Below are 16575 nucleotides of genomic sequence, written 5' to 3' on the forward strand. Positions count from 1 at the left end.
ATGCCCCCGGGCGGCCGTTCCTCCTCGCCGCTGAAGCGGCCGCGCCCGACCGCCCGCGGCTGGACGCTCGGGGCCGTGGGTGTGGTGGCGCTCGTCGCGTCCGCTGTCTTCGGGCGCACGGACGTGCTGTTCGTCGGCGTGTTCCTCACCGTGCTGCCCCTGGCCGCGATGATCTCGGTGACCGTGGACCGTCCGCGCCTGACCGTCACCCGCAGCTTCCACCCCGACGTCGTCGCGGCGGGGGAGAAGGCCACGATCGTCACGACCGCGCGCAATCAGGCGCCGCGTCCGAGCCCGGCCGCGCGCTGGCGCGAGTCGGCTCCTGCGACGGTCGGCGTGCAGGATTCCGCGCCGTTCCCGCGGCTCGGCGCGCACCAGGCCAATGGCATGCTCGGCCGCGACACGGTCGTGCTCCGACAGGATGTCGTGCCGCAGCGGCGGGGCGCGCATCCCATCGGCCCGCTGGTGGTGAGCCGCACGGACCCGTTCGGGATCGCATACGCCGAGTACGCGATCGGGCAGCCACGCCAGCTGCTGGTCACGCCCCGCGTCGTCCCGCTGTCGCGCGGCGAGCTGGATGTCGCCCACAGCGAGGGCACGGAGCACGAGCTGCTGCGCCACAGCATCCCGAGCGCCGATGAACTGATCGCCCGGGAGTACCGGCCGGGCGATCCTCTGCGGCGCGTGCACTGGCGGGCCACGGCCCGGCATGACCAGCTGATGGTGCGGCAGGAGGAGCAGCGCAGCAACCCCGAGGCGTGGATGCTGATGGACACGCGTCCGCTGCCCGCCCACGCCGAGGCGGCGGCCGACGAGTTCGAGACGCTGGTGGACCTGGTCGCATCCATCGGTGTGCACCTGCTGGACGAGGGATTCGCGGTGAGCGTCGTCGAGACGGGCGACCGCCAGCTGTCGGGGCGGAGCGGTGCCGGACGCACGGGGACGATGGGGGCGACGACGGCGACCTACGACGTCGGGAGCGCCGACCGCATGCTGCTGGCCGACCTGGCGGCGGTCGAGACCAGCGTCACGGCCAGGGACGACGCCGTCGCCGAGCTCGGTGCGGGTCTGCGGAGGGCAGGGCGCCCGGTCCCGGTGTTCGCCGTGCTGGCCGGCTCGCCGCCCGCGGAGCTCGGCGCTCTCGCCGCACTCCGGTCGATGGGCGACCCCGCCGTCGCCTTCGTCGGCGCCTCCCTGCCGGCCGAGACGGCTGAGGTGCTCGCCGACGCCGGATGGCTCTGCGTGACTTTCGCCGCGGGAGACGACCCCGCGGAATGCTGGCAGCGCGCCCTGCGGAGACAGCGGGCGGGGGTGGTGGCGCGTGGCGACTGAGTCCGTCGCGTTCCCCGTCGCTCGCGTCGGCGTGCGGCGCCGGGTCGGCTATTGGCGCATCACCGGCGCTCTCGTGCTGCAGGTGGTGGCGCTGAGCTACGCGCTCTCCGGGCTCATCCAGGGCATCGGCTGGTGGTTCGCGCTCGTGGCGACCGCCTCGCTGTTGCTCGTCACCGGGGCGGGGCTGCGCAGCCTCGGCGTCCCGAAGGGCGTCGTGCCCGTGCTGCTGCTGGTGGAGTCCGCGGCGATCATGACGGCGGCGTTCGGCCGAGGCTCGGGTCTGCTCGGCGTCATCCCCACGCCGACGACCGTGACGAACTGGCTGCAGTACCTCCAGCAGGCGATGCTCTCCATCTATCAGCAGGGCACTCCGGCGGAGGCGCTCCCCGAGTTCCTGTTCCTCGTCGTCGGCGGCGGATGTCTGCTCGCGCTCATCCTCGACACGTTCGCGGTGGCCATCCGGACGCCGGCCTTCACCGCCGTGGGCATCGCCGCGGTGCTCGTCGTGCCGGGCGCGCTGCTCGGCGACGGGCTCGACCCTCTTGCCCTCGCCGCGTCGGCGGCGGCGTACCTGTGGCTGCTGCGCTGCGACGTGCGCAGCAGACGCCCGGGCACACCGCGACCGGGAGCCGCGCTGTCCGTCGGCGCCTCGGCCGTGACCATCGCGGTCGTGCTCGCCGGGACGGCGCCGGGCTTCGACCAGGGCGGTGCCACCTCCTTCACCGCCGGGGGCATCTCCATCGGCGGCACGGTCACGCCGCTCGTCGACCTCGGCAAGGACCTCCGCCGCCCCGCCGCGGTGCGTGCCCTCACCTATACGACGACGGCGGCGAACGGGCAGTACCTCAAGCTGGCCTCTCTCGACCAGTTCACCGGATCCGTGTGGAAGCACCGGGAGCGCGACACCAACCGGCTGAGCGACGGCGCCAAGATCGGACCGGTCGCCGGACTCTCGGACACCGTCAAGACGACGAAGATCACGACCACGGTCGCGATCGACAACATGACGAGCCGCTGGCTGCCGACGCCAGCACCCGTCCAGTCGGTGAAGGGGTTGAACGGGACCTGGTCGTGGGACCCGGACGACCTCACGATCGGCGGCATCAACTCGACGACGCAGGGGCAGAAGTACACCGCGACCAGCCTCCTGCTGCAGCCGACAGCCGACCAGCTCAAGGCGGCGGGCGGGTTCGTGCCGGTGGAGGTGCAGCGCGACCTCTTCCTGCCGCCCAACCTGCCGTCGATCATCGAGGACTCCGCGCTCACCGCGACGAAGGATGCGATCACCGAATACGACAAGGCCGTCGCGCTGCAGGACTACTTCCGCGACAACAGCTTCGTGTACTCCACCCAGACCCCGCTGAAGCAGGGATACGACGGCGACGGCGCTCGGGTGATCGCGAAGTTCCTCGAGACCAAGAGCGGGTACTGCGTGCACTTCGCCTCGGCGATGGCGCTGATGGCCCGCACCCTGGGCATCCCGTCGCGCGTCGCGGAGGGCTACCTTCCCGGCGCGACCAGCGGAGGGACGGCCACCAACCCGGGCGAGTACACGGTGACGAGCGACGACCTGCACGCCTGGCCCGAGCTGTACTTCGCCGGCGTGGGCTGGGTGCCGTTCGAGCCGACGGTCGGCCGAGGGACGGTCCCGGACTACACCCGGCCGCAGACCGACCCCGCCGCGGCGCCCCCGAGTTCGGCCGCCACCTCCAGTTCCGCACCGCGGGCGCTCGTGCCGACCGACCCCGCCAACCCGGCCGGATCGGCCACCTTCACCCCGACCTCGGGAGCCCAGCCGCTCGCGACCGGGATCGGCGTCGCCCTCCTCGTCGTCGGCGTCTTGCTCATCCCCGCGGTCTGGCGCAGGATGCGACGGCGCAGACGGCTGCGCGAGCTCAGCGACGAGTGGGGCGGAGCCTCCCTCGTCTGGGACGAGTTGCGCGACACCGTGCGCGATCTCGGCTGGACGGCGCCGCCGACGGAGACCCCGCGCGTTTTCGCCGGCCGGGTCGCCGCGGCGGTGGCCGGAACGCCGGCGGAGGATGCGGTCCTCCGGCTGCTCGGCGAGCTCGAACGCGACGCATACGGACCGCCGAGCCGGCGGTGGGCGGGCGGCCTCTCCGACGACCTCGAGTCGGTGCTCTCCGCGCTGGAGGCCCAGGCCGGGCCGGTGCTGCGGACGAAGGCACTGCTCATTCCTGTGTCCTTGCTGCCAGCGGGCTGGCCTTCCGCCGTCCGTCCCCGTGGAGCGGCGTAAAATAGTCGCTCGTGACCCACAAGAACTCGCCGTACACCGTCAATGTGTACGACCTCATCCGCCGCCCAGGCACGATGCGCGAACAGCGCATCACCATCCCTGTGGCGGAGAAACTCGGCGAGGGCCTGATCAGCGTCCCAGAGGGCGGGACCATCGATCTCGACCTCCGGCTGGAGTCGATGCACGAGGGGATTCTCGCGACGGGCGACGCCCAGACGACGGCCATCGGCGTGTGCGGCCGGTGCCTGATCGACATCGAGCAGCCTGTCCAAGTCGATTTCCAAGAACTTTTCGCGTATTCTTCTGACGAAGCTTTCGATCATGAGGTTCACGACGACCACGTGGATCTTGAACCTCTGATCAGGGATGCGGTAGTGCTGGCACTGCCGTTCCAGCCGGTGTGCCGGCCGGACTGCCCGGGTCTCGACCCCGAGACCGGGGAGAGGCTGGCGGATGTACCGGACCGCGAGCCGTCGCAGATCATCGATCCGCGCTGGTCTGCGCTTGCGGCCTTCCAGGCTTCCGACACCGATGAACCCCGACCGAACACAGAGAAGAGATAGTCATGGCCGTCCCGAAGCGGAAGCAGTCGCGCGCCAACACCCACGCCCGTCGTTCGCAGTGGAAGGCTGAGGTCCCCACGCTCGTCAAGACGATCGAGAACGGCAAGGTCACCTACAGCCTCCCGCACCGCGCGAAGGTCGTCGAGGACTCTGCGGGCACCGCCCTCTTCCTCGAGTACAAGGGCCGCAAGGTCGCCGACGTCTGATCGTCGCTGACGATCGGTGAACGCTGTGGTCGGAGAGAATACTGACCGCACCGCACTTCTGGAGAAGCTCGGGGTCGACATCGACCCCGAGCTTCTCGAGCTTGCGCTGACCCATCGCTCGTACGCGTACGAGCACGGCGGCATCCCCAACAACGAGCGCCTCGAGTTCCTCGGCGACTCGATCCTGGGGCAGGCCGTGACGGTGAAGCTGTTCCGCGAGAATCCTCACCTCGATGAAGGCGAGCTCGCCAAGCGGCGTGCCAGCCTGGTGAGCTCTGTCGCGCTGGCCGAGGTCGCGCGCGGCATCGGGCTGGGGGAGTACCTCCGACTCGGACGCGGCGAGAACCAGAGCGGCGGCCGCGAGAAGGCGTCCATCCTCGCCGACACGGTCGAGGCCCTGATCGGCGCCACCTACCTGGATGCCGGGGGCGATGCCGCAACGGCGCTCGTCCTTCGGCTGATCGAGCCGCTGCTCGACGACCCGGACCGCTTCGGCGCCGCCATGGACCCGAAGACCAGCCTGCAGGAGGTCGCCGCACACCGCGGCGCCGGACTGCCGGTCTACACGGTGACGAACTCCGGCCCCGATCACTCCAAGACGTTCCACGCCACCGTCGAGGTGGGCGGCCTCGTCACGGCCACCGGCGAGGGGACGAGCAAGAAGCAGGCCGAGATGGCCGCTGCGCTGAGCGCCTGGACGGAACTGACGAGACGACGTGCCCGAGCTTCCCGAGGTTGAGGTCGTCCGCGCGGGTCTCGCACCCGCGGTCACCGGCGCGACCATCCTCGGCGTGGAGGTGTTCGAGCCGCGGTCGCTGAAGCGCCACGATCCCGTTGCCGGCGCCTTCGAGACGCTGCTCACCGGACGGGTGATGGAGCAGCCGGTCCGGCGCGGCAAGTTCCTCTGGATCCCGCTCGCGGGCGTCCCGCGACGCGCCATCGTGGCCCACCTCGGGATGAGCGGCCAGATCCTTCTGCGCGAGCCCGGGACCGACGAGGCCGGGCTGCTCCGCATCCGGCTGCACATCGAGCATCCGCTGCACGGCGAGCTGTGGGTGCATTTCGTCGACCAGCGGATCTTCGGGTCGATGGCGGTCGACTCCCTCGTGCCCACGGCGGACGGCGCGCCGGGCGGCCTGGGAACCGAGGAGCCGCTCGTGCCGACGCAGGTGACTCACATCGCCCGCGACCCGCTCGATCCCGCCTTCGACGACGCCGGCTTCGCCGCCGCGCTCGCCCGCAAGAACACGGGCATCAAACGCGCACTGCTCGATCAGACCCTGGTCAGCGGCATCGGCAACATCTACGCCGATGAGGCGCTGTGGGCCGCCCGCATCCACTACGCCCAGCCGGCGAACTCGCTCAGCCGCGCGAAGGTGCGGACACTGCTCACGGAGGTGCGCCACGTGCTCGAGAAGGCCCTCGCCGAGGGCGGCACCAGCTTCGACGCGCAGTACGTCAACGTGAACGGCGCCTCCGGCTACTTCTCGCACAGCCTCAACGCCTACGGTCGTCAGGGTCAGCCGTGCCCGCGCTGCGGCACGCTGATCGTGCGCGAGCAGTTCATGAACCGCGGCTCCCACTTCTGCCCGCACTGCCAGCGGCTGCGGCGGGTGCCGCCTGCGCCGGCCGCGAGCTGACCGCCGCGGCCCGCGCTCCGATCCTTCGTCGTCGCAGGAACGGAGGACATCGTCCCCCGTTCCGCCGTGAACGCCTCCGTTAACCGTCGACACGCCGCTGCGCGACCCGGAACACCTCCGTTTCCGCCCTCGCGGCAAACGGAGGCATTCCAGGGCGACACGCCGAGGCCGCACGGAGAACGGAGGCGGCGCGGTGCCCGTACGTCCACGAACTCCTCCGTTCGTGTGGGCTAGCGATCAGCCGAGGGTCTTCTGCCAGTGGCCGGTGAGGGCGTGGGGCCGGAAGCCGAAAGCGCGGTTGATGGCCAGCATCGGGTCGTTCTCGTCGGCGTTCCAGGTAAGGATGCGGCGGATGTGCGGAGCGCGCCGGCCGAGCTCCTGGATGTTCCGCAGCTTCACCGCGGTGCCGAGCCGGTGACCGCGGTGCGCGCGTGCCACGAGCGTGTCGTACTGCTCGGCCTTCGTGCCGTCGGCGGGGACCGCGAGCTCGGTGTACGCCGCGATCTCGCCGGTCGCCTCGTGGACCGCCGCGGTCACGAGCAGCGGTTCACCGCGGGCGACGAGCGTGCGCTCCTGCGACCGCACCCGCTCGCCGTCCCAGTCCTCCGGGTCGACGGCGATGCCGCTCTGCGGGATGTCGGTCGACATCCGGGCCTTCATCGCCGCGAACCGCTCCAGCAGGTCGTCCGGGGCGGCGCCCCACCACGACACGAGGCGGAAGCCGTTCAGCGTCATGGTCAGTCCGGCCTCGCGCTCCGGCGGGAGCGGCAGGTGCAGCTCGCTCGACCGCTCGATCTGACCCAGCTGGAACCCGTGGCGCAGGGCGAAGCGCACATCCCGTGACGTCGCGGGCAGCCCGGCCGTGCCCGCGGGCGCGCGCACGAAACGGTCGGCTCCCTCCAGCGTGCGGACGGGGTGCTCCGTGTACGTCGAGACGATCCGGCGGCCGCCGTCCGCGGCGAGCTCCTCGCCCTTCTCGAGCAGCGCGGAGCCGATTCCGCGGCCGCGGAGCGCAGGGACGACATCGACCAGCAGCGACACCGTCTCCGAGTCCTCATCCAGCGGGAAGATCGCCTCGACCCGGCCGACGATCGCGCCCTCCTCGATCGCCACGAAGACGATCCGCTCGACGTAGTCCTGCTCCCGGTACGCAGCCAGTGCCTGCTCGGCTGTCTCGACGAAGTCGTCGTCGCCCCACAGATCGACGACGATGCCGTTGAGGATGCCCACCAGCTCCTCGAACGCGGCCGAAGCGGGGGTGCCGAGCTCGTCGGGGATCTCCAGCCGGGTCACACGCATCCGATCGGACACCTCCTCGAGCCGTTCAACGCCGAAGGATCAGCCTACCCAGGCCCGCGGCGCGGTGTGAAGGATCCCGCACGGTTTGGTTTCGATCGTGTAAATCTGCGTTCCGATCGTGGTTGCAAAACGTTGCGAGCCCTGTATTCTCAGCACACATATTCGTGGCACGAACCGGCGAAAACGGCGAGTTCGTGACGGATTAACGTCGAGAGGCAGAAGATGCTACGGAAGAAAGTCACCATCGGTGCGGCTGTTGCAGCGTCAGTCGCACTGTTCCTCGCGGGATGTGCGAACCAGCCGTCCACGGGAGGATCCACCAACGGCAACTCGTCGAAGGTCGACATCCCGGCGATCACGTCGGTCGATGTCCCCAAGGACGCAGTGCTCCCCGCGGGCGACGGAAAGGCCACCTGTCCTGCTGGCCTGACCATCGGCTACGTGGGTGCGGAGACGGGCCCGAACGCCCAGCTCGGTATCAACATCTACAACGGCATCCAGCTGGCCATCGACCAGCACAACGAGGCCAACAAGGGATGCCAGGTCGGCTTCAAGAAGTTCGACACCGAGGGCGACCCGAACAAGGCCACCGGCCCGGTCACCCAGGCCGTGAACGAGTCGGACATCGTCGGCGTCGTCGGCCTCCCGTTCTCGGGTGAGTCGAAGGCCACCGGCAACATCTTCGAGCAGCAGGGCCTCGTCCACATCACGCCGTCGGCCACCAACCCGGGCCTGACGCAGAACGGGTGGAAGACCTTCTTCCGCGGCCTCGGCAACGACGCCGTGCAGGGTCCCGCCGCCGCCAAGTTCCTCACGGACAAGCTGGAGGCCAAGAAGGTCTACCTGGTCCAGGACGACTCCGACTACGGCATCGGCCTCGGCACCCAGACCTCGAAGGCGCTGGGCGACGCGCTCGTCGGCACCGACAAGGTGACCACGGGCCAGAAGGACTTCTCCGCGGTGATCTCCAAGATCATCAACGCGAAGCCCGACGCGGTCTACTACGCCGGCTACTACGCCGAGGGTGCTCCGTTCGACCAGCAGCTGGTCAACAAGGGCTACAAGGGCACGTTCGTGGCCCCGGACGGCGTGAAGGACGACCAGTTCATCAAGCTGGCCGGTGACGCCTCCGGCAACGCGTACTTCACCTGCCCCTGCATCCCGGGCGAGCTGATCCCCGACTTCGAGTCCGCCTACAAGAAGCTCGCGAGCGCCGAGCCGGGCACCTACTCGATCGAGGGCTACGACGCGGCCACCGTCCTCCTCGCCGGCATCGACAAGGGCAAGACGACCCGCGCCGACCTGCTGTCGTGGGTCAAGGACTACGACGCCGACGGCCTGAGCAAGCACTACAAGTGGGACTCCACCGGTGAGCTCCAGGCGCCGGCCGTCTACGGCTACAAGGTCGAGAACGGCAAGATCGTGCCGATCGGCACCATCGGCTGAGGCGACACCTGAAGGGTGCCGCGGGACACGACGGCCCGCGGCACCCTCGTTTTTCGACTACGCTCGCTTTGCTCGCCGGATCGACGGAGATCCGGCACTGAACCCTGGATGCTCGAATGCTCGAAACCCTCCTCCTTCATCCCGCCCTCGACAGCTCCTGGATCAATTTCGACGTCAACGCACTGGTCCAGAACTTCTGGAGCGCAACGTTCGACGGGCTCACCTTCGGCGCGGTCTACGGCCTCATCGCCGTCGGCTACACGCTGGTCTACGGTGTGCTGAACCTGATCAACTTCGCCCACTCCGAGGTCTTCATCGTCGGCGCCTATGGCGTCGTCGTGACCCTCACGACGCTCGGTTTCGGTCCGAGCGCGCCGAATCTGAGCGCCGGCGCCATCATCGGGGACCTCATCCTGGCGCTCATCGTCGGTGTGCTGGCCTCGGCCGTCACGGCATGGCTCCTGGAACGCGTCGCCTACCGGCCGCTGCGAAAACGCAACGCCCCGCGCCTGGTGTTCCTCATCACGGCCATCGGCGCCTCGTTCGCGATCCAGTACGGGATCTTCCTGATCCGTGGCGCGAACGCCGAGCCTTCGGTGACCATGTTCATCCCGCAGCCCATCTTCGATGTGTTCGGGACGATCGTGAACAGCCAGCAACTGATCATCGTCATCGCGTCTGTGATCCTCATGATCGCGACCGACTGGTTCATCCGGCGCACCCGCACCGGCCGCGGCATCCGCGCCGTCGCGCAGGACCCGGACACCGCGACCCTGATGGGCGTGAACAAGGAGCGGATCATCCAGATCACCTTCATCACCGGCGGTATCCTCGCCGGCGCTGCGGCGCTGTTCTACGTGATGCTGGTCCCCTCCGGCGTGATCTACAACGGCGGCTTCATCCTCGGCGTCAAGGCGTTCGCGGCGGCCGTCCTCGGCGGCATCGGCAATGTCCGCGGTGCTCTGCTCGGCGGTCTGCTGCTGGGCGTCATCGGCAACTACGGGCAGATCCTGCTCGGTGACTCGCAGTGGACGGACGTCGTGGCCTTCGTGGTCCTCGTCCTGGTGCTGCTCATCAAGCCGAGCGGCATTCTCGGCACCTCGCTCGGAAGGAGCCGCGCATGAGCATGTCAGAAGGCCCCAGGGTCCTGCCCGATGCTCGCGAAGAGCAGGCCGTCGACGCCCTCGAAGCGTCCCGCGGCAAGCGCAGCACCGGCCCGTTCGCCAACCTCCGCGACCGCTGGAACAACCTCCCGCGTGCCGTGCAGTGGGCATGGCTGCTCATCGTGGTCGCGCTCGCCTACGCCCTGCCGTACCTGAACTTCTTCCCGCTCTCGACGGCCCCCGGCAACGACTGGGCGCTGGCCTGCTTCTCGATGGCGGTCTACGCGCTCATCGCGATCGGCCTGAACGTCGTGGTCGGTTATGCCGGCCTGCTCGACCTCGGCTACGTCGCGTTCTTCGCGGTCGGGTCGTACACGGCCGCAATGCTGACCAGCCCCGACTCGCCGTTCGTGAAGATCCCGTACCTGTGGACGATCCCGGTCGCCATCGCGGTGACGATGACGTTCGGCATCATCCTCGGCGTCCCGACGCTCCGCCTGCGCGGCGACTACCTGGCGATCGTGACGCTCGGCTTCGGTGAGATCGTCCGCATCCTCGCCACGATCATCCCGGCGATGAAGGGTCAGGTCGGCTTCCAGAACGTCGGCCACCCGCCGGGGGAGAACGCCGACGGCATCCCGATCTTCTCCAACTCCAACGGCGTGCCGTGGTACTGGCTGACGATCACCGTCATCATCGTGATCCTGCTGCTGGTCGGCAACCTGGAGCGCAGCCGCGTCGGCCGCGCCTGGGTCGCGATCCGCGAGGATGAGGACGCCGCGGAGATCATGGGCGTCCCGACCTTCAAGTACAAGGTGTGGGCGTTCGCGATCGGCGCCGGCGTCGGCGGTCTGTCCGGTGCGCTGTTCGCCGGTCAGGTCGGCTTCGTGAACAACCAGAAGTTCGACGTGCAGACGTCGATCCTGTTCCTCGCGGCCGTCGTCCTCGGCGGTGCGGGCAACAAGGTCGGCGCCATGCTCGGTGGCGCGATCGTGGCGTACATCCCGCTGCGGTTCACCGTCATCGCCGACTACAAGTACCTGATCTTCGGCATCGCCCTCGTGCTCATCATGATCTTCCGTTCGCAGGGACTGTTCCCGGCGCGGCAGAAGCTGCTGGCCTACGGCAGGCACGCCTACCGCCGGGTGGCGGACGCGGCGAAGGGACGTCCGGGCCCGCGGACCGGGGCCACTCCGGTCGTCGACAGCGGGGCACTGGATGCCGATGGCAGCGCGAAGGGAGGCGCACGATGACGGACGCACGGAACACGGTTCCGGAGGAGGAGCCGGCCCTCGGCGTGAACGAGGACGAGCTGGAGGCTGCGGGTATCGACCTGGAGGTCGCCGAGGCCGCAGCACCGGACCGCGAAATCGCGGTCGAGGTGGGCGAGAACATCGTAGAGGTGCGCAACCTGACGGTGAAGTTCGGCGGCCTCACCGCTCTCGACGATGTCACCTTCGACATCCGGCGTGGCGAGATCCTCGGGCTGATCGGCCCGAACGGTGCAGGTAAGACGACGTGCTTCAACGCCATGACGGGCGTCTACAAGCCGACCAGCGGCGACGTGCTGCTGGAGGGCCAGACGATCAAGGGCCGCAAGCAGCACCAGATCACCCGGCTCGGTCTCTCGCGGACGTTCCAGAACATCCGGCTGTTCGGTGAGATGACGGCGCTCGAGAACGTCGTGGTCGGACTGGATGCACGGCACCGCACGTCGGTCCCCGGCGCGCTGCTCCGCCTCCCGCGGCACACGCGCGAGGAGAAGTCGTCGATCGAGCGCGGAATGGCCCTGCTCGAGTTCGTCGGCATCGCCGACCAGGCAGGTTCGCTGTCGCGGTCGCTCCCGTACGGCTACCAGCGCCGTCTGGAGATCGCCCGCGCGCTCGCGACCGACCCGAAGGTGCTGTGCCTCGACGAGCCGGCCGCCGGCTTCAACCCGGCGGAGAAGGAGGAGCTCATGGAGCTCATCCGCACCATCCGGGCCGACGGGTACACCGTTCTGCTGATCGAACACGACATGAAGCTGGTCATGGGAGTGACCGACCGGATCGTCGTGCTGGAATTCGGACGCAAGATCGCCGACGACACTCCGGAGGCCATCCGGAACGACCCTCGCGTGATCGCCGCCTACCTCGGGGAGCCCGAAGATGACGTTGCTTGAGCTGAAGAACATCAGCGTTTCGTACGGCCGGATCGAGGCCATCCACGACATGTCCTTCTCGGTTGATGAGGGCGAGATCGTCAGCCTGATCGGTGCGAACGGCGCCGGCAAGTCGACGACCATGAAGACGATCTCGGGCATCCTGAACCCGTCGAAGGGGTCCATCCTCTTCGACGGCGAGGACATCACCAAGATGAAGGCGCACATCCGCGTCGTCCGGGGCATCTCGCAGGCGCCGGAGGGCCGGGGCATCTTCCCGGGCATGACGGTCATGGAGAACCTCGACATGGGCGCGTTCGGCCGCAAGGACCGCTCCAAGATGGGCGAGGACTTCGACCGGGTGTTCGCGCTGTTCCCGCGACTCGCCGAGCGGAAGACGCAGGTCGGCGGCACGATGTCGGGCGGCGAGCAGCAGATGCTCGCCATCGGACGCGCGCTGATGTCGAACCCGCGGCTCCTGCTGCTGGACGAGCCGTCGATGGGTCTGGCGCCGCAGTTCATCCGTCAGATCTTCTCGATAGTGACGGAGATCAACAAGCAGGGCACGACGGTCCTGCTGGTGGAGCAGAACGCCAACCAGGCGCTGGCCCGCGCGAATCGCGGCTTCGTGCTGGAGACCGGCGTGATCACCCGCGCGGGCACCGGCAAGGAGCTCCTCGCCGACCCCGCCATCAAGGAGGCCTACCTGGGCGTCGCCTGACCCCGCCTCCCACCCACCGTCGAGTACGCGAAAACTGCACGCCGTCCACCCGGACGACGTGCAGTTTTCGCGTACTCGGCGGTGGAGTCGTGCGGCGCTCCGGCGCGGCGGCGGCGTGAACGTCCGGTAAATTCGCCTGCGTGTACTTGAAGAGTCTGACGCTCAAGGGCTTCAAGTCGTTCGCGCAGCCGACGACGTTCGCCTTCGAGCCGGGCGTCACCTGCGTCGTCGGCCCCAACGGGTCCGGCAAGTCGAACGTGGTGGACGCGCTCGCCTGGGTGATGGGCGAGCAGGGCGCCAAGACGCTTCGCGGCGGCAAGATGGAGGACGTCATCTTCGCCGGAACGGCGACGCGCGGTCCGCTCGGCCGCGCCGAGGTGCAGCTCACCATCGACAACGCCGACGGCGCGCTGCCGATCGAGTACTCCGAGGTGACCATTTCCCGCACGCTGTTCCGCAACGGCGGCAGCGAGTACGCGATCAACGGGCAGTCCTGCCGGCTGCTGGATGTGCAGGAGCTGCTGAGCGACTCCGGTCTCGGCCGCGAGATGCACGTGATCGTCGGTCAGGGTCAGCTCGACGCCGTGCTGCACGCCAGCCCCGAGGACCGCCGGGGCTTCATCGAGGAGGCGGCCGGCATCCTGAAGCACCGTCGCCGCAAGGAGAAGACCCTCCGCAAGCTGGAGGCCATGCAGACCAACCTGACCCGCCTGAGCGACCTGGCCGGCGAGGTGCGCCGACAGCTGAAGCCGCTCGGGCACCAGGCGGAGATCGCGCGCGAGGCGCAGTCCATCGCCGCCATCGTGCGGGATGCGCGAGCGCGGCTGCTCGCCGACGAGGTCGTCACGTTGCGCCGCACCCTCGACGACCACGGCCGCACCGAGTCGGAGCGCCACAGCGAGCAGATCGTGCTGCAGGAGCAGCTCGAGCAGAAGCAGCTGCGCCGCACGCGCCTGGAGCAGGCCCTGGTGGGGGATGCCGTGGATGCGGCCCGCAGCACCGCCTTCGCCCTGGAGTCGGTGCAGGAGCGCCTGCGCGGGCTGTTCACCCTCGCCAACCAGCGGGTCGCGCTGCTCGGCAGCCAGGGCGACGCGCCGGACGCGAACCCGAGCGTGACCCCGCAGAACGTGCAGGACGCTCGCGACGAGGTCGAGCGCTTGCGCGGCGTGGTCGTCGACGCCGAGGCCGCCTGGACGGCGGCGCAGGCGGCGACGCGCAGCGCCCGGTCGCGCCTGGACGCGGTGGACGAGGAGATCGCTGCGCAGAGCGCCCTGGTGTCGCGCCACGACCTGGAGATCTCGAAGCTCAACGGCCAGGCCGATGCCGCCGCACAGCGTCTCGCCGCGGTGCGCGGCGAGGTGCTGCGTCAGCAGAACGCGCTGGACGCCGCGACCGAGCGCCGCGAGCGCGCCCGCGCCGAGTTCGCGGCCCGAGAGGCCGAAGCCGCCACCGCGGACGTCGGAGAGGGTGACCTCGACGAGGCGTACGAGCTGGCGCAGGCGACGGTGTTCGAGGCGGAGGGCGAGATCGAGCGGCTGCGCGAGGAGCTGCACACCCTGGAGCGCGAGCGGGACGCCCTCGCCGCCCGGGTCAGCGCCCTCTCGCTCGCGCTGGACCAGAAGGACGGATCGTCGGCTCTCGTCGCCGCGCGCCTGGCCGGCGTGCGCGGGCTGGTGGCCGAGCACATCCGCGTCCATCCCGGCTACGAGGCCGCGATCGCCGCGGCTCTCGGCACCCTCGCCGACGCCGTGCTCGCGGACGACCGGGATGCTGCCGTCGCCGCGGTGACGCACGCGGCGGCCGACGACCTCGGCCGAGTGGAGGTCGTCATCGCCGACGCGCCCGCAGCCGACGTCGACCTCAGCGGCGTCGCCGGCGTCGTCCCGGCCACCAAAGTGGTGGATGCCCCCAACGGCGTCCGAGGCATCCTCGCCTTCACGGCGATCGCCGACGACCTGGACTCCGCCCGACGCGCATTCGAGGCGTTCGGCGCCCGCGGGAGCGGCGGCCCGATCACGATCATCACCACGACCGGCGACGTCCTCACCGAGCACGTGCTGCGCGGCGGCTCGGGCGCGAAGCAGAGCCGCATCGAGCTCATCGCCGACCGCGACGCCGCCCAGGAGCGGCTCACCGAGGTCACCTCGCTGATCGACCGGGCGAAGTTCGCCCTCGCCGAGCAGCGCGGCGTGCTGCAGGTCGCCAAAGAGCAGTCGCAGGCCGCGCTCGCGACCCTGCGGGAGTTCGACGCGAAGCTCGCGGCGCAGACGGAGCAGGTCAACCGGCTCAAGGTCCAGCTGGAGGCCTCCCAGGCCGAGTTCGACCGCCTCAGCCGGGCGCTCGAGCAGGCGGGCGAGCGGGTCGCCGAGGCCGAGCAGGCAGCGGAGAAGGCGAGGGCGGAGCTGGAGGCCGCGCGGTCGCGTCCGCGCCCTATCCTCGATGTCAGCGCCCGCGACGCCCTCTCGACCGAGTTGGATGCGGCCCGCGAAGCCGAGGTCGAGGCGCGCCTCGCGGTCGAGACCGCCAAGGAGCGCGTCCGCGCCGAGCAGGCCCGCGGGGAAGCGCTCGTCCGGCGGATGGAGGCCGAGCGCGCCGCCGCCGAGGAGGCCGCCCGGCGCGCGGTCATCCGCCGTCGCCAGCTGGATGCGGCCCAGAGCGTCATCGGCGCCCTCCCAGCCGTCCTGGCCTCCGTCGACCGGTCCGTCGCCCAGGCGCGGTTGGAGCTCGCCACCGCGGAGGCCGAGCGCGCGAGCCGCAACGAGGAGCTCGCGACCCTGCGTCGCGACGAGAACGCGGTGCGGGAGCGCCTGCAGGCCATCACGGAGTCGGTGCACGGCCTGGAACTCCAGATCTACGAGAAGAAGCTGCACCTGTCGAGCCTGCTGGAGCGGGCGGGCAGCGAGCTGGGCCTTGTCGAGGATGTGCTGGTCGCCGAGTACGGGCCGGAGGTGCCGGTGCCGGTCGACCGTGCGCGCGACGAGGAACGCGAGCCCGACGCCGAGGTCGAGACCGTCCCGTTCTCGCGCGAGCAGCAGCAGAAGCGGCTGGCCGCGGCGGAGCGCAAGCTGTCGCAGCTGGGTCGCGTCAACCCGCTCGCGCTGGAGGAGTTCGCCGCGCTCGAGCAGCGCCACAAGTTCCTCACCGAGCAGCTGACCGACCTCACGAACACCCGCAAGGACCTGCTGACGATCATCGAGGACATCGACGAGCGGATGCAGACCATCTTCGAGTCCGCGTTCGCCGACACCGAGGAGGCCTTCAAACGGGTCTTCCCCATCCTCTTCCCGGGCGGCCAGGGCAGCATCAGCCTGACGAATCCGGACGATCTGCTGACGACCGGCATCGAGGTCTCGGTGAAGCCCGCAGGCAAGAAGATCGAGCGGCTCTCGCTGCTCTCCGGCGGCGAGCGGTCGCTGGCGGCGGTCGCTCTGCTGATCGCGATCTTCAAGGCGCGGCCGAGCCCGTTCTACATCATGGACGAGGTGGAGGCGGCGCTCGACGACGCCAACCTGGGCCGCCTGCTCACGATCTTCGAGGACCTCCGCGAGAGCAGCCAACTGATCGTCATCACGCACCAGAAGCGCACCATGGAGATCGCAGACGCCCTGTACGGCGTCTCGATGCGCCAGGACGGCGTCTCCGCGGTCGTGGGGCAGCGCGTGGCGCAGGAGAAGGCGAGCTAGCTGTAGGGCCTAGGCGCAGTGTCTGACTCAGATGCTGCGATATGAGAAGAGCCTCCAGGCGGGGTGGGCGTTGAAAGACGCTCACTCGAGGACCTGGAGGTTCTCGCGTCTCACGACACGGTGGCAGGCAGCCGCTCGATCGAACCCATCGACTGTCTGCGCCATCCCCACGTCCGCACCGTGGG

At 69.6% G+C, this 16575-nt stretch carries 13 protein-coding genes; 12 read left to right on the forward strand and 1 reads right to left on the reverse strand.

What is annotated here, in order from left to right:
• The 6 genes from J2Y42_RS11910 to mutM are packed head-to-tail and all read left to right on the forward strand — an operon-like array spanning position 1 to position 5998.
• On the forward strand, positions 1-1332 hold the full coding sequence (locus J2Y42_RS11910; protein ID WP_309858750.1) for a DUF58 domain-containing protein: 1332 nt from the start codon (positions 1-3) through the stop codon (positions 1330-1332).
• Positions 1322-3589, forward strand: coding sequence for a DUF3488 and transglutaminase-like domain-containing protein (locus J2Y42_RS11915; RefSeq protein WP_309858752.1), 2268 nt, complete (start codon positions 1322-1324; stop codon positions 3587-3589). Before J2Y42_RS11910 ends, J2Y42_RS11915 begins: the two co-directional genes overlap by 11 nt.
• A gap of 11 nt (positions 3590-3600) precedes the next feature.
• Positions 3601-4152: a YceD family protein gene (locus J2Y42_RS11920; protein ID WP_309858755.1), complete on the forward strand. Its 552-nt coding sequence runs from the start codon at positions 3601-3603 to the stop codon at positions 4150-4152.
• Between the two features lie 2 nt (positions 4153-4154).
• Positions 4155-4358 (forward strand): 50S ribosomal protein L32, encoded by a 204-nt coding sequence (gene rpmF / locus J2Y42_RS11925; RefSeq protein WP_018190667.1) that lies wholly within the window; start codon positions 4155-4157, stop codon positions 4356-4358.
• A gap of 25 nt (positions 4359-4383) precedes the next feature.
• Complete coding sequence (gene rnc, locus J2Y42_RS11930) at positions 4384-5097, forward strand: ribonuclease III (protein ID WP_309858765.1); 714 nt, start codon at positions 4384-4386, stop codon at positions 5095-5097.
• Positions 5075-5998, forward strand: a complete 924-nt coding sequence (gene mutM / locus J2Y42_RS11935; RefSeq protein WP_309858769.1) for a bifunctional DNA-formamidopyrimidine glycosylase/DNA-(apurinic or apyrimidinic site) lyase — start codon at positions 5075-5077, stop codon at positions 5996-5998. Before rnc ends, mutM begins: the two co-directional genes overlap by 23 nt.
• Before the next feature lie 237 nt (positions 5999-6235).
• On the opposite strand, the gene J2Y42_RS11940 is transcribed toward mutM, so the two are convergent.
• Positions 6236-7297 (reverse strand): GNAT family N-acetyltransferase, encoded by a 1062-nt coding sequence (locus J2Y42_RS11940; protein ID WP_309858774.1) that lies wholly within the window; start codon positions 7295-7297, stop codon positions 6236-6238.
• Between the two features lie 222 nt (positions 7298-7519).
• On the opposite strand from J2Y42_RS11940, the gene J2Y42_RS11945 reads away from it, so the two are divergent.
• From J2Y42_RS11945 to smc, 6 genes are all read left to right on the forward strand, one after another.
• Positions 7520-8743 (forward strand): branched-chain amino acid ABC transporter substrate-binding protein, encoded by a 1224-nt coding sequence (locus tag J2Y42_RS11945; protein WP_309858777.1) that lies wholly within the window; start codon positions 7520-7522, stop codon positions 8741-8743.
• Between the two features lie 116 nt (positions 8744-8859).
• On the forward strand, positions 8860-9867 hold the full coding sequence (locus tag J2Y42_RS11950) for a branched-chain amino acid ABC transporter permease (RefSeq protein WP_309858779.1): 1008 nt from the start codon (positions 8860-8862) through the stop codon (positions 9865-9867).
• On the forward strand, positions 9864-11099 hold the full coding sequence (locus tag J2Y42_RS11955) for a branched-chain amino acid ABC transporter permease (RefSeq protein ID WP_309858782.1): 1236 nt from the start codon (positions 9864-9866) through the stop codon (positions 11097-11099). The genes J2Y42_RS11950 and J2Y42_RS11955 overlap by 4 nt, the downstream gene beginning before the upstream one ends.
• Positions 11096-12007 (forward strand): ABC transporter ATP-binding protein, encoded by a 912-nt coding sequence (locus J2Y42_RS11960; RefSeq protein WP_309858784.1) that lies wholly within the window; start codon positions 11096-11098, stop codon positions 12005-12007. Before J2Y42_RS11955 ends, J2Y42_RS11960 begins: the two co-directional genes overlap by 4 nt.
• Positions 12000-12707, forward strand: a complete 708-nt coding sequence (locus tag J2Y42_RS11965; protein WP_396427157.1) for an ABC transporter ATP-binding protein — start codon at positions 12000-12002, stop codon at positions 12705-12707. Before J2Y42_RS11960 ends, J2Y42_RS11965 begins: the two co-directional genes overlap by 8 nt.
• Positions 12708-12847: 140 nt before the next feature.
• Positions 12848-16390 carry a chromosome segregation protein SMC gene (smc, locus tag J2Y42_RS11970; protein WP_309858791.1) on the forward strand — a complete coding sequence of 1181 codons (3543 nt, stop codon included), beginning with the start codon at positions 12848-12850 and terminating at the stop codon, positions 16388-16390.
• Positions 16391-16575: the final 185 nt, after the last annotated feature.

The sequence above is a fragment of the Leifsonia sp. 1010 genome, from assembly GCF_031455295.1.
In the GTDB taxonomy this organism is placed as follows: Bacteria; Actinomycetota; Actinomycetes; order Actinomycetales; family Microbacteriaceae; genus Leifsonia.

Bases quoted from the DNA above. Each gene is read 5' to 3' on its own strand.
- J2Y42_RS11910 (WP_309858750.1), top strand. From the start codon at position 1: ATGCCCCCGGGCGGCCGTTCCTCCTCGCCGCTGAAGCGGCCGCGCCCG.
- rpmF (WP_018190667.1), top strand. From the start codon at position 4,155: ATGGCCGTCCCGAAGCGGAAGCAGTCGCGCGCCAACACCCACGCCCGT.
- J2Y42_RS11940 (WP_309858774.1), bottom strand. From the start codon at position 7,297: ATGCGTGTGACCCGGCTGGAGATCCCCGACGAGCTCGGCACCCCCGCT.
- J2Y42_RS11945 (WP_309858777.1), top strand. From the start codon at position 7,520: ATGCTACGGAAGAAAGTCACCATCGGTGCGGCTGTTGCAGCGTCAGTC.
- J2Y42_RS11950 (WP_309858779.1), top strand. From the start codon at position 8,860: ATGCTCGAAACCCTCCTCCTTCATCCCGCCCTCGACAGCTCCTGGATC.
- J2Y42_RS11955 (WP_309858782.1), top strand. From the start codon at position 9,864: ATGAGCATGTCAGAAGGCCCCAGGGTCCTGCCCGATGCTCGCGAAGAG.
- J2Y42_RS11960 (WP_309858784.1), top strand. From the start codon at position 11,096: ATGACGGACGCACGGAACACGGTTCCGGAGGAGGAGCCGGCCCTCGGC.